We start from the raw sequence: 13,370 nt of genomic DNA, 5'->3' as shown, positions 1-13,370 counted from the left end.
TTGGGGGAACGTGTCGAGCCGGGGGCCATGGCAGGAATGCCGAGGCCTCATGCGCCATGACGGATGGGCTCCAGCGCCTCAGCCTGGAGACCCGACTTGGCCGCAACGCTCCACCCCGCCGCCCCCCACCATCTGCCGTCCTTCATCACCGCGCCCAACGAGACCGACGCGATGATGGTTCTGGCGGCCGTCATCATCGTCGGCTCGGTTCTGGGCTTCGGCCTGCTCTTCCTGCGCCTGCACACGCTGCCGGAGCGGATGGCGCACAAGGCGCACAAGCTTCAGTTCGAGATCGTCGCGGTGCTCGGGCTGCTGGCTCTCTTCACCCATATCCACCTGTTCTGGGTGGCGGGGCTGCTGCTGGCCCTGATTGAGATCCCCGATGTCTGGAACCCGCTGCGCCGCATGGCCGGGGCGCTCGACAAGATCGCGGGCATCCCGCCGGAACGGGACGATGACGAACCCGCACCAGCCGCGACGGGCCAGGGCGATCCGCCACCCGCGGCAACCCCATCACCCGCTACGACGAGCCAGCCTGCCGCCGCCGCGCGCACCACCCAGCCGGAGGCGCCGGCCCATGGTTGAGATCCTGATCTGCTCGCTGCTGACGATCCTGCCGGACTATCTCTACCGCCGTTACGGCCAAGGCAAACGCTTCGGCCACGAGATCACGCTCTATTCGGTCTGGTTCGAGCTGCGCTGGGGCATCATCGGCTGCCTGATGCTCACCGTCTCGCTGATTACGGTGATCTTCTACAACCACCCCTCGACCACCAATGCGACTTTGTTCTTCCGTACCGTGCCGATCGTGCCCGAGAGCAGCGGTCGCGTCGCCGAGATCTATGTCCGCCAGGGCGGCAAGGTCGGCCAGGGCGAGCCGATCTTCCGGCTCGACGACGCCAAGCAGAAGAGTGCGGTCGAAACGGCGCGCCGCAAGGTCGGCGAGGTCGAGGCGGCGCTGGCCGTCGCCAAGGTCGACATCCTCGCCAACGAGGCCAAGATCCAGGAGGCGCGCAGCTCGCTCCAGCTCGCCCTCGATGAACTGCGCACGAAGCAGGACCTCAAGCGCCGCAATGACGACATCGTCGCCGCCCGCGAGATCGAGCGGCTCGAGAATGTCGTCCAGGGGCGGGAGGCGACAGTCGCGGCCGCGACCGCCTCGCGTGAGGCGGCCCAGGCCCGCATTGCGGCGCTGCTGCCGGCCGAGAAGGCCAGCGCCGAGGCCGCGCTCGCCCAGGCCGAGGTCGATCTGGCCAAGACGGTGGTACGCGCTGGTGTCGCCGGCCATATCGAACAGTTCGCCCTGCAGATCGGCGACCTCGTCAATCCCTTCATGCGCCCGGCCGGCGTGCTGATCCCGGCGACTGCCGGCCGCAAGGCGTTGCAGGCAGGCTTCAGCCAACTCGAGGCGCAGGTGCTCAAGGTTGGCATGGCCGCCGAGGTCGCCTGCATCTCGAAGCCCTGGACGATCATCCCGATGGTCGTGACCGACGTGCAGGAGTTCATCGCGGCCGGCCAGTTCCGCGCCGGCGACCAGCTGATGGACGCCCAGCAGGTGCAGCGGCCGGGCACGGTGCTGGTCTTCCTAGAGCCGCTCTACGAGGGCGGTCTGGACGGCGTCTTCCCTGGTTCGAGCTGCGTCGCCAACGCCTATTCCAGCAATCACGAGCTGATCGCCTCGGGCAAGGTCGGCACGGCCAAGAGCCTGGCTCTGCACGTCGTCGACGCCACCGGCGTGGTCCACGCCGTGATGCTGCGCATCCAGGCGCTGCTGCTGCCGGTCAAGATGCTGGTGCTCACCGGGCATTGATCCCTGGCTTCGGAAGAACGTTCCGAACGAACGAAAAAGGGCCGCGCGAGCGGCCCTTTTGCTATCGGGTGAGAGGGGCAGCTGGCCTTCAGCCCTGCGCCGGGGCGTGGTGCGTGGGCTCGGCCGGCGCTTTTGTCTTGCGCAGATCCGCCAGCCAGCGGACGACGACATAGAAGACCGGGGTGAAGATCAGCCCGAAGATCGTCACGCCGAGCATGCCCGAGAACACCGCCACGCCCATCGCCTGGCGCATCTCCGCGCCTGCGCCGGTCGAGATCGTCAGCGGCAGCACGCCCAGGATGAAGGCGAGCGAGGTCATCAGGATCGGCCGCAACCGGGTCCGCGCCGCGGCGATCGCCGCATCTCGCCGGTGCATGCCTTCTTCCTCCGCCTGCTTGGCGAATTCGACGATCAGGATCGCGTTCTTCGCGGCGAGGCCAACCAGCACGACGAGGCCGATATCGACGAGGATGTTGCGGTCGAGCCCGGCATAATTGACCCCGAACATCGCCGCGAGAATGCACATCGGCACAATCAGGATGACCGCGAGCGGCAGCATCCAGCTCTCATAGAGCGCCGCCAGCAGCAGGAAGACGAACACGACCGCCAGCCCGAAGGCGATGATGGCGGTATTGCCCGCGAGCTTTTCCTGCAGCGCGATCTCGGTCCACTCAAAGCCGAAGCCCGAGGGCAGGCGCTCCGCCGCGATCTTCTCGATCGCCGCGATGCCCTGTCCGGTCGAGAAGCCGCGCGCCATCGAGAGCTGCACCTCGGCGGCCGGATAGAGGTTGTAGCGCGGCACGCGATAGGCGCCGGTCGTATCCGAGAAGGAGGCGACGGAGCCGATCGGCACCATCTCGCCATCGGCGTTGCGGGTCTTCAGGTTGGCAACGTCGCGCAGGTCGAGCCGGAACGGGTTGTCGGCCTGGGCGGTCACCCGGTAGGTGCGGCCCAGCAGGTTGAAGTCGTTGATATAGGCCGAGCCCATGAACACCGAGAGCGTCTCGAAGACGCGGGTGACCGGCACGCCGAGCATCTCCGCCTTGGTGCGGTCGATATCGGCGAAGACCTGCGGCGTCTTGGTCGAGAACAGCGTGAAGGGCTGCTGGATGCCGGGAACCTGTCCCGCCGAGCCGGCGACGACCCAGGTCGCGCCCTCGAGCGCGGGCAGGCCGCGGCCAGAGCGGTCCTGGACATAGCCCTTGAGACCGCCGCCGGTGCCGATGCCCGGCACGGCCGGGGGCGGGATCACCAGTGCGAAGGCCTCGTTGATGGCAAACATCTGCTGGCGCAGATCGGCCAGGATGCCGTCCGAGGTCAGCTTCTGCTTCTGGCGCTCGTCGAAGGAGGAGAGCGTCACGAAGATGACGCCGGTGTTGGGCGCGATCGTGAAGGTCGCGCCGTCGAGCCCGGCGAAGGCGACCGCATGGGCGACACCCGGCCGCGACAGCACGACATCGGTCGCCTTGCGGATCACGGCGTCGGTGCGCGGCAGCGACGAGCCCGGCGGCAGCTGGAAGGCGACGATGAAATAGCCGCGGTCGAGCTGGGGCACGAGGCCGGTCGGCGTCACCGAGAGCCGGTTGACCGTCAGCGCGATCAGTCCCGCATAGGCGATCAGCAGGATCACCGAGAAGCGGATCAGTCGCGAGGTCAGCGAGCCGTAATTGCGCGAGAGCCAGTCGAAGCCCTTGTTGAAATAGTGGAAGAAGCCGCGCACGGGCGCGCCGAGCGTGTAGAGGAAGCCGTGCTGCTTTCCCTCGGCATGGCCATGCGGCTTCAGCAGCAGCGCCGCCATTGCCGGCGACAGCGTCAGCGAGACGAAGCAGGAGATCGCCGTCGAGGCCGCGATCGTCACCGCGAACTGCTGGTAGAAGGTGCCCTGCAAACCGCTGATGAAGGCGGTCGGGATGAAGACCGCGCAGAGCACGAGCGCGATAGCGAGCAGCGCGCCGCCGACCTCGTCCATCGTCTTGTGCGCGGCCTCCTTGGCCGTCATGCCCTCGGCGAGATAGCGCTCGACATTCTCGACGACGACGATCGCGTCGTCGACGACGATGCCGATGGCGAGCACCAGCGCGAGCAGCGAGATCGTGTTGAAGGAGATGCCGACCGCGCTCATCACCAGGAAGGTGCCGACGAGCGAAACCGGGATCGCGATGATCGGGATGATCGCCGCCCGCCAGGTCTGCAGGAACAGGATCACCACCACGACGACGAGTGCGACCGCCTCCACCAGCGTATGGATGACCGCGCTGACGGATTCCCCGATGAACTCGGTCGGGTTGTAGATGATGCGGTGCTCGACGCCGGAGGGGAACTGCTTGGCCATGTCGTTCATGGTCTTGATCAGCGTCTCGGCGGTCGCGAGCGCGTTCGAGCCCGGACGCTGGAAGATGCCGATGGCCACCGCGTTCTTGTTATCGAGATAGGCGTTGGTGGTGTAATCCTGCGAGCCGAGCTCGACGCGCGCGATGTCGCGGATGCGGATCGTGCCGCCATTGGGGTCCGCGCGGACGACGATGTTCTCGAATTCGGCGATGTCGGTCAGGCGGCCGAGCGTGTTGACCGAGAGCTGGAAGGCGCCGCCCTGCGTCGCCGGCGGCTGGTTGATCGCGCCCGGCCGCGACCTGGACGTTGGCCGCGCGCAGCGCCGTCACCACGTCGCCCGCGGTCAGGTTGCGCGAGGAGACCTTGGCCGGGTCGAGCCAGATCCGCATCGAGAAGTCGCGCGCGCCGAAGACCTGGACGTTGCCGACGCCGTCGATGCGGGTCAGCACGTCCTTCACATAGAGCGTCGCGTAGTTGGAGACGTATTGCGCGTCGCGCGACCCGTCCGGCGAGATCATGTTGATGACCATCATCAGATCGGGCGAGGCCTTGCGCGTCTGGATGCCGAGCGCGCGCACATCCGCCGGCAGCCTGGCCTCGGCGGCGGCGACGCGGTTCTGCACCAGCACCTGCGCCTGGTCGATGTCGACACCGGCCTTGAACACGACGTTGATCGTCACGCGTCCGTCGCCGGTCGACTGCGACTGGATGTAGAGCATGTCGTCGACGCCGTTGACCTCCTGCTCGATCGGCGTCGCCACGGTGGCGGCGACGACCTCGGCCGAGGCGCCGGGATAGGTCGCGGTGATCGAGACCGTCGGCGGCGCGATCTCGGGATACTCCGCGATCGGCAGGCCGCGCTGGGCGATGGCACCGGCGATCGTCAGCAGCACCGAGAGCACGGTGGCGAAGATCGGCCGGTCGATAAAGAAATGGGCGAAGCGGAACATGAAGGGTGTCCTGGCCTGGCGTCAGGGCAGGCGGCCGGCGGCCGCCCGGGGCTGGTTCGAGGCGCGGTTCAGTTGCTGCCGTTGGGCTTGATCTCGCCCGGCTGCGGCGTGACGGCGGCGCCGGGGCGCACCATCGGGTTGGCGAAGCCGCCGACGACGACCTTGTCCTCCGGCGTCAGGCCGGTGCGGATGACGCGCAGTCCCCGCGTGATCTGGCCCAGCGTGACCGGCTTGGGCACGATCTTGTTCTCGGGCCCGACGGTCAGGACGATCTTGTTGGCCTGGTCGGAAACGATGACGCTGTCGGGGACCAGCAGGGCGTCGGCCTCGCCGGCGAAGACGCGCAGCCGCCCGAAGGTACCGGGCGTCAGGAACTGGTCGGGATTGGGGAACACGACGCGGCCGCGGATCGTGCCCGAGCGCGCATTCAGCGTGTTGTCGACGAAGTCGATCCGCCCGCGGCGCTTCCACTCCTGCTCGTCCGACAGGCGGACTTCGGCGACGATGCCGGCCTCGCGCGAGGCGGTCGTCCGCAGGTCGCTGGCGCGGCGCTGCCAGCGCAGATAGTCCGCCTCCGAGGCGTCGAAGGTGAAGTAGATCGGATCGACCGCGACGATCGTCGTCAGCAGGGTCGCGCCGGACTGGCCGCCCGCGATCAGGTTGCCGGCATCGACGCGGCGGTTCGAGATGCGTCCCGAGAGCGGCGCGCGGACCTCGGTCCATTGCAGATTGAGCTCGGCCGTCTTGAGATTGGCTTCCGCTCCCTGCTGGGAGCCGATAGCGCTGTTGAGATTGGCGCGGCGCTGATCGACGTCGCGGGCCGTGATGGTGCGGTTCTGCGTCAGGCCTTCGGCGCGCTCGACCTCGTTCTGGGCGAGCTCGACCTGCGCCTTGGCGCGGGCGATCTCGGCGCGGGCGGCGTCGACCGAGAGCCGGTAGGGGCGGGGGTCGATGGTGAAGAGCAGGTCGCCCTTCTTCACCAGGTCGCCGTCCTTGAAATGGATCGAGTCGAGGAAGCCCGAGACGCGGGCGCGGACCTCGACCTGCTCGCTGGCCTCGAAGCGGCCGGTGAACTCGTCCCAGTTGGTGACGCGCTGCGCCAGCGGCGTCGAGACCTGAACGGGCGGCGCCGGCGGCGGCCCGCCCTGGGCGCGCGCCTCGCCGAGGCTGAGCACGGCGAGGAGCGCAAGGCCCCCGGCCGAAAGGATCGATGACATCGGCGCCGGGCGGCGATGGGACATGGGATGGCTCCGGATGGGTATGGCCGGCACGATGGGCGTGTTTCCGGCCTTTTCCGCTAGAAGGGGAGCGGACTGACGATTGTCAAGATCCGTCACCCCTCACAGGGCAAGATTGCGGCAGACTAGGCCACAATCCCGCCATCCGGTGTCGGGAGCGCAACAGAAGCTTGCCGCCCGCGCGCCGAAATCGTAACCGTCAGGCACCTCTTTGAAGCCGGAAGACAGACGATGAACGCGCATGCCCGCCCCGCGGACCCCAAGAAGCTGATCAAGGGCGCGACGGGAGACTGGGAGATTGTGATCGGCATGGAGATTCATGCACAGGTCACCTCCAACGCCAAGCTGTTTTCAGGCTCCTCGACCGCCTTCGGCGCCGAGCCGAACGCCCATGTCAGCCTCGTCGATGCCGCGATGCCGGGCATGCTGCCGGTGATCAACGCCGAATGCGTCCGCCAGGCGGTCCGCACCGGGCTCGGCCTGAACGCGCAGGTCAACAATCGCTCGGTCTTCGACCGGAAGAACTATTTCTATCCGGATCTGCCGCAGGGCTACCAGATCAGCCAGTACAAGAGCCCGATCATCGGTGAGGGCGAGATCGTCGTCGATCTCTCGCCGACCGAGCAGATCACGGTGGGCATCGAGCGGCTGCATCTCGAACAGGACGCCGGCAAGTCGATCCACGACCAGCACCCGACGATGAGCTTTGTCGATCTCAACCGCTCGGGCGTCGCGCTGATGGAGATCGTCTCCAAGCCCGATCTGCGCTCGGCCGACGAAGCGCGCGCCTATGTCACGAAGCTGCGCACCATCCTGCGCTATCTCGGCACCTGCGATGGCGACATGGAGAAGGGCAACCTGCGCGCCGACGTCAACGTCTCCGTACGCAAGCCAGGCGGCCCGCTCGGCACGCGCTGCGAGATCAAGAACGTCAACTCGATCCGCTTCATCGGCCAGGCCGTCGAGGTCGAGGCACGCCGCCAGATCGGCATCCTCGAGGATGGTGGCTCGATCGACCAGGAGACCCGCCTCTACGATCCCGCCAAATCCGAGACGCGCTCGATGCGCTCCAAGGAAGAGGCGCATGACTACCGCTATTTCCCCGATCCGGACCTGCTGCCGCTGGAATTCGACGACGCCTTCGTCGCCGAGCTGAAGGCGCATCTGCCGGAACTGCCGGACGTCAAGAAGGCTCGCTTCATCGCGGAGTATGGGCTCTCGCCCTATGACGCCTCGGTGCTGGTCGCCGAGCGCGAGCAGGCGGATTATTTCGAGGCGGTCGCCACCGGCCGCGATGGCAAGGCCGCGGCCAACTGGGTCATCAACGAGCTGTTCGGGCGCCTCAACAAGGAGGGCCAGGACGTCACGACCTCGCCGGTCTCGGCCGCCCAGCTCGGCGGGCTCGTCGACCTGATCGGCGAGGGCGTCATTTCCGGGCGCATCGCCAAGGATTTGTTCGAGATCCTCTGGAGCGAGGGCGGCGACCCGCGCGCGATCGTCGAGGCCCGCGGCATGAAGCAGGTCACCGACACCGGCGCGATCGAGAAGGCGGTGGACGAGCTGATCGCCGCCAATCCCGACAAGGTCGAGCAGGTCAAGGCCAAGCCTACCATGCTGGGCTGGTTCGTCGGCCAGGCGATGAAGGCCTCGGGCGGCAAGGCCAACCCGCAGGCGCTGAACGAGATCCTGAAGGCGAAGCTGGGGATCGAGTGAGCGATGGGCGGCGCTGGCAACACGCCGTCATCCCGGACGCAGCGAAGCGGGGATCCGGGATCCATGCCTGAACCTGTTTCCGAAGCGCTCCGGAATGGATCCCGGGTCAAGCCCGGGATGACGGCCGCGTGTGGCCCGCGGACGGGACTCGGGGCATGACCCCTGCCGATCTCGTCATCCGCGACGCCGAGGCCGCCGATCTCCCGGCGGTGCGGGCGCTGTTGGTCGAGACCTGGCACGCCACCTATGACGGCATCTATGGCTGGCAGCGCGTCGCCGAGATCACCAATGCCTGGCATTCCCTGGAGAATCTGGGCGCGCAGCTCGGCCGCGAGAACGGCGTCTTCCTGGTCGCGCTGGTCGGGAGCGAGATCGTCGCCACCGCCAGCGCCCGCACCGAGCGCGACCGCGCCGCGCTGCTGACGCGCCTTTATGTCCTGCCGGCCTGGCAGGGCGTCGGCATCGGCCGCACCCTGCTGCAGGTCACGCTGGCCTGCTTCCCGGAGGCGCCGGTGGCCCGCCTCGAGGTCGAGAGCCAGAACGAGTTGGCGATCACCTTCTACGAACGCATGGGCTTTTTCCTGCAACGCCAGGCCCGCTTCGACGGCCGCGACGACACCCCCAACACCCTGCTGATGGCCAAGCGCCTCTTCGCGGCATAGACGCTGTCCGCAACCGGCCTGTGCGTCCGCGCCGGTTGCCGCGCCGTGCCCGCCATGCCTCACTCTCCCCCAAGCCGCGCCAAAGCGGCACGTTCAGGGAGAGACGACCATGCAGCGCCAGCCCATCCGAGTCGCGACCTATGACGGCCCCGGCGGCAAGCCGACCATCCGGGAGGTGGCCTGGCCGGCGGTCCCGGCCAAGGCCGCTCTGATCAAGATCGGCGCCTGCGGCGTCTGCGGCACCGACCAGCACATCCTGAAAGGCCACTGGCCCAAGAAGCTGCCCTGGCCCTTCACGCTCGGCCACGAGATCGGCGGCGTCATCGTCGAGAAGGGCGCGGATTTCACCGAGGACTTCATGGGCAAGCCGCTCGATGTCGGCTCGAAGGTGATGATCCCGCCGCTGATGCCGTGCGGGCACTGCCACTACTGCGTCCACTATCCCGAGAGCGCCAACAAGTGCCTGACCCCGGTCTATTACGGGCGCTATCTCGGCTTCGACAAGGCGCCGCATCTCTGGGGCGGCTGGGCCGAATATGTCTATGTCGACCTCGAGATGCTGCCCGGCACCAAGGTCTACAAGCTGCCCGACGACATGTCGCTGCGGCTGGGCGCGCTGTCCGAGCCGATGACCTCCTGCATCCGCGCCTTCAACCGGGCCAAGCGCGCCGGCGGCTTCAACTGGGGCGACACGGTGGTGATCCAGGGCTCGGGGCCGATCGGCATCCTGGCGATCGCCGCCGCGCAGGAGATGGGCGCCGGCCGCGTAATCTGCGTCGGCGCGCCGGAGGAGCCGCGCCTGGCGCTCGCCCGCAAGTTCGGCGCGGAGGCGACGGTCAATCTGGAGGAGTACACCACGGCGGAAGCGCGCATCGCCCGGGTCCGCGAGATCGTCGGCGGGTTCGGCGCCGATCTCGTGATGGACTGCTCCGGCCATCCCACGGCCGGGCCCGAGGGCATCGAGTTCCTGCGCGACGGCGGCACCTATGTCGAGATGGGCCAGTTCACCGATGCGGGGTCGATCCAGACCAACTGGCACCGCATCTGCACCAAGGATCTGAACGTGCTCGGCTCCTGGGCCTTCACCGGCAATGATCTGCCGCTCGGCGTCGACATGCTCTACCGCGCCCGCGACAAGTACCCCTTCCTCGAGATGCAGACGATCTACCCCTTCACCGAGGCCGGCGTGACTCAGGCCGTCGCCGATGCGATGGCGATGAAGACGGTGAAGTCCACGATCGTTCCGTTCCCGGAGCTGGTCTGATAGAGCGGCAATCCGCAGCCACGGGAGCCGACATCGCATGACCGCCTCGACGCAGACCGCGACCGCCGTCACCATCCGTCGTGCCCGACGCGAGGACGTGGAGCGCATCGCCGAGCTGATCATGCTCGGCGCCGCGACCCAGACGATGACGGCGGACGCGATCCGGCAGGAGGCGCGTCACCCCGCCTATGCCGAGGCCTTTGCCGCGGTCGAGGCCTCCGCCCACAACGCGCTTTTCGTCGCCGAGGAAGCGGGCGGCCTCGTCGTCGGGACCTTCCAGGTCACGCTGATCCCCGGGCTGGTGGCGCGGGGCCGGATGCGGGCCAAGTTCGAGAGCGTCCATGTCGCGCCCGAGCGGCGCGGCCACGGCATCGGCCGGGTGATGATCGCCCATGCGCTCGCCTTCGCCCGCGAGCACGGCGCCGGCATGGCCGAGCTCAGCTCCAATAAGTCGCGCCTCGACGCCCACCGCTTCTATGTGAGCCTCGGGTTCTCCCAGAGCCATGAAGGCTTCAAGATCGATCTCTGATCGGCGCAGCGGCCGGCGGGATCACGAAGGGGCGATGCAACCCGCGCAGGGCGGCCCGGCTCTTTCTCCCGCGCGAGAAGCGGCCTAAACATCGCGCTTCCTCCTCTGCATCAGGGACCGGGACCGCGCCATGTCAGCCAGCCAGAGCAAGCCGATCGACCTCCATTACTGGCCGACCCCGAACGGCTGGAAGATCACCATCATGCTCGAGGAGTGCGGGCTGCCCTATCACATCGTGCCGGTGAACATCGGCAAGGGCGACCAGTTCAAGCCGGACTTCCTCGCCATATCGCCCAACAACCGGATGCCGGCGATCGTCGATCCCGAGGGGCCAGACGGAAAGCCGATCTCGGTCTTCGAATCGGGCGCGATCCTGCAGTATCTCGGCCGCAAGACCGGGCAGTTCTATCCCGCCGACGAGCGCGGCCGCGTCGCCGTCGACGAGTGGCTGTTCTGGCAGATGGGCGGCTTCGGGCCGATGCTCGGCCAGACCCACCACTTCCGGCTCTATGCGCCCGAGAAGGTGCCCTATGCCATCGACCGCTACACCAACGAGACCAACCGCCTCTACGGCGTGCTGAACAAGCGCCTGGACGGCCGCGATTACATCTGCGGCGACTATTCCATCGCCGACATGGCCTGCATCGGCTGGGCTCGCGGCTGGGAAAAACAGGGCCAGGACATCAAGCAGTTTCCCCATGTCGCGCGCTGGATCGAGACGATGATGGCACGTCCGGCCGTGGCGCGCGGACTCAAGGTCGGCGAGGCGCTGCGCAACCCGGCTGGCATCTCGACGCCGGAGGAAAAGGCGATTCTCTTCGGCCAGAAGGCCCGCTGAGCGTCAGCGGCGCGCCGGAAGCCCCGACCGGCCTGAGCCGCAGGGTTTCGCATCATTGCCCCCGAGAGGGGATGCGCGGAGCCGGGTGGCGCGCGTCCTTGCCGCGTGCCGATGTCGAGTGTCGATGTCGAGGTGTCGATGCAGCGCCGATCTCGCGCCGCCCGGCTCCGCGCACGGGGACTTGGAGCGTCGCGGCCGCTCGTCCCTGACGAGGGGACTTACTGCCGTTCGACCTCCGGGAGCCCCCGCCCGCAACGGCGACGCCTCCCGAAACCCGCCACCACACCCGGCCGCACGATGCCTCGCGACAGCCCCCTTGGTTGGGTGCAGTGCGCGAAGCATAGGCACAGGCCGGAGCGGCGGGGATAAGTCCGCCCAAACGGCATCGGGGTTCGCTCAGTTCGCCCGGTTCCAGACCACCGAGCGGCAGATCAGCCCGCCCAGCACGCAGCCGGAGGTGGTGAGCTTGTCGCCCGCCAGCGTCATCGTGCCCGAATAGGTCTTGCCGTCCTCGGGGTTGAAGGCGCTGCCGGTCCATTTGCCGTCGCCCGACGGCTTCATGTCGTAGAAGATGCGCTGGCCGACCTTGGCCGGGCCGTTCGTATCCTTGAGCCAGGCCAGCGTGCCGCACATCGCCTCGCCACATTTGGCGAAGCGCACACGAGAGGCGCCGCTGTCGCGCAGCCAGGTGCCGCTGACATCCTGGGCCTGGGCCGTTCCACCCTGGGCGAGCGTGAGCGCGAGAAGGCCGAGCCCGGCCAGCCCCGCACGCGAAAGACGCGATCCGATGGTCATGAAAACCTCCCTGTCAGACCACGCTATGCTGCATGGTTCAGATATGAACCTTAAGCCGGATCAGGGCGGCTTCCAAGGGCCTGCCACGGTCGTCGTAGCCCGCCTTCCGCAGCGGAGGGTGAATCCTCCGTTGACGGGCGTTTTCGCATTTGCCGGAAAGCCTATTGAAAAGACTGCGTTTTTCGGAATGGAAAGCTGAATCGAGCGTTGATTTAACCGCTCGCTCATTCCTCGTTGAGCTTCGATTCATCGCGAATTTTAGCGAGCCCTTTAAGCGCCGCCGCCAGTCTCCTCCTCACGAGCGCGGGGCCTTTGGACGGGTGGCCGGCGCCAACGAAAGACAAGGGTGGTTGTCATGGCACGCATGGAAATGAGCGCGATCCCGGCCTCGCTGGTGGTCCCGAGCGAGGCTTCGGCCGAGGCCTATTACGAGCTGGGTCTGATGTATGCCTCCGGCCGCGGCATCCCGGTCGATCTCGTCACCGCGCAGAAATGGTTCAACGTCGCCCAGGCCCGCGGTTGCGGCCGCGCCGCCGCCCACCGCCAGGAACTGGCGCTGGAAATGACGCGCGATCAGGTCTCCCAGGCCCTGCGCGAAGCCAGGACCTTCCTGACCCGCCATTGAGCCTGATCCGGTGGGACGGCCGACGAGCCTTGTGGGGCGGGGAGGGCGCGGTTATAAGCGCGCCGCGTTCCCAGAGTGATCTGGCCCCAAATTCGTCCCCGAGGATTCATCGATGGCTGTTCAGCGTACCTTCTCCATTCTCAAGCCCGACGCGACCCGTCGCAATCTCACCGGCGCGGTCAATGCGGTCATCGAGAAGGCCGGCCTGCGCATCGTCGCGCAGAAGCGCATCCACATGACCAAGGCCCAGGCCGAGACCTTCTACGCGGTCCATTCGGCGCGGCCCTTCTTCGGCGAACTCGTCGAGTTCATGACCTCCGGCCCCGTGGTCGTGCAGGTCCTCGAGGGCGAGGACGCCATCGCCAAGTATCGTGAGGTGATGGGCGCCACCAACCCGGCCAACGCCGCCGAGGGCACCATCCGCAAGCTCTTCGCCGAATCGGTCGGTGAGAACACCGCCCATGGCTCGGATGCGCCGGAAGCCGCCGCGATCGAGATCGCGCAGTTCTTCTCCGGCAACGAGATCGTCGGCTGATCCGACGGCCATCTCGGCTTTCAAAGAAAAAGGGGGCGGGTCGTGATCGACCCGCCCCCTTTTTCATGTGGCCCCGGCAC

General features: G+C 67.4%; 11 protein-coding genes and 1 pseudogene. 9 read left to right on the top strand and 3 right to left on the bottom strand.

The features are described from left to right. Window positions 1–96 precede the first annotated feature (96 nt). Together ABIE41_RS17130 and ABIE41_RS17125 are read left to right on the top strand one after the other, a co-directional pair. On the top strand, window positions 97–585 hold the full coding sequence (locus ABIE41_RS17130; RefSeq protein ID WP_354192606.1) for a hypothetical protein: 489 nt from the start codon (window positions 97–99) through the stop codon (window positions 583–585). Beyond that, complete coding sequence (locus tag ABIE41_RS17125) at window positions 578–1,810, top strand: HlyD family secretion protein (protein WP_192641512.1); 1,233 nt, start codon at window positions 578–580, stop codon at window positions 1,808–1,810. Before ABIE41_RS17130 ends, ABIE41_RS17125 begins: the two co-directional genes overlap by 8 nt. Window positions 1,811–1,898: 88 nt before the next feature. Here ABIE41_RS17125 and ABIE41_RS17120 read toward each other — a convergent pair. Beyond that, a pseudogene (locus ABIE41_RS17120) lies at window positions 1,899–5,091 on the bottom strand (efflux RND transporter permease subunit). A 68-nt stretch (window positions 5,092–5,159) separates the two neighbouring features. Further along, complete coding sequence (locus ABIE41_RS17115; RefSeq protein ID WP_354192604.1) at window positions 5,160–6,332, bottom strand: efflux RND transporter periplasmic adaptor subunit; 1,173 nt, start codon at window positions 6,330–6,332, stop codon at window positions 5,160–5,162. 228 nt (window positions 6,333–6,560) lie between these two features. Here ABIE41_RS17115 and gatB point away from each other — a divergent pair, with 228 nt between their 5' ends. The 5 genes from gatB (at window position 6,561) to ABIE41_RS17090 (ending at window position 11,335) form a co-directional block, all read left to right on the top strand. Next, window positions 6,561–8,042, top strand: coding sequence for an Asp-tRNA(Asn)/Glu-tRNA(Gln) amidotransferase subunit GatB (gene gatB, locus ABIE41_RS17110; protein ID WP_192641510.1), 1,482 nt, complete (start codon window positions 6,561–6,563; stop codon window positions 8,040–8,042). Window positions 8,043–8,197: 155 nt separating this feature from the next. After that, a complete protein-coding gene (locus ABIE41_RS17105; RefSeq protein WP_192641509.1) occupies window positions 8,198–8,704 on the top strand; it encodes a GNAT family N-acetyltransferase in 507 nt (168 codons plus the stop codon). Between the two features lie 109 nt (window positions 8,705–8,813). After that, the gene (locus ABIE41_RS17100; protein WP_192641508.1) at window positions 8,814–9,968 is read left to right on the top strand and encodes a zinc-binding dehydrogenase; all 1,155 of its coding nucleotides are present in this window, start codon (window positions 8,814–8,816) and stop codon (window positions 9,966–9,968) included. A gap of 37 nt (window positions 9,969–10,005) precedes the next feature. Continuing rightward, window positions 10,006–10,497 carry a GNAT family N-acetyltransferase gene (locus ABIE41_RS17095; RefSeq protein ID WP_192641507.1) on the top strand — a complete coding sequence of 164 codons (492 nt, stop codon included), beginning with the start codon at window positions 10,006–10,008 and terminating at the stop codon, window positions 10,495–10,497. Window positions 10,498–10,627: 130 nt separating this feature from the next. Next, window positions 10,628–11,335 carry a glutathione S-transferase N-terminal domain-containing protein gene (locus ABIE41_RS17090; protein WP_192641506.1) on the top strand — a complete coding sequence of 236 codons (708 nt, stop codon included), beginning with the start codon at window positions 10,628–10,630 and terminating at the stop codon, window positions 11,333–11,335. Between the two features lie 396 nt (window positions 11,336–11,731). Here the strand turns inward: ABIE41_RS17090 and ABIE41_RS17085 are convergent, their stop codons facing one another. Then, window positions 11,732–12,130: a DUF2147 domain-containing protein gene (locus ABIE41_RS17085; RefSeq protein ID WP_192641505.1), complete on the bottom strand. Its 399-nt coding sequence runs from the start codon at window positions 12,128–12,130 to the stop codon at window positions 11,732–11,734. A gap of 355 nt (window positions 12,131–12,485) precedes the next feature. Here ABIE41_RS17085 and ABIE41_RS17080 point away from each other — a divergent pair, with 355 nt between their 5' ends. Both ABIE41_RS17080 and ndk read left to right on the top strand, forming a co-directional pair. After that, on the top strand, window positions 12,486–12,755 hold the full coding sequence (locus ABIE41_RS17080; protein WP_069055110.1) for an SEL1-like repeat protein: 270 nt from the start codon (window positions 12,486–12,488) through the stop codon (window positions 12,753–12,755). Between the two features lie 112 nt (window positions 12,756–12,867). Next, a complete protein-coding gene (gene ndk, locus ABIE41_RS17075; protein ID WP_192641504.1) occupies window positions 12,868–13,290 on the top strand; it encodes a nucleoside-diphosphate kinase in 423 nt (140 codons plus the stop codon). Window positions 13,291–13,370 lie beyond the last annotated feature (80 nt).

The sequence above is a fragment of the Bosea sp. OAE506 genome, assembly GCF_040546595.1.
GTDB lineage: Bacteria > Pseudomonadota > Alphaproteobacteria > Rhizobiales > Beijerinckiaceae > Allobosea.
This window is presented reverse-complemented; position numbering and strand designations above follow the sequence as displayed.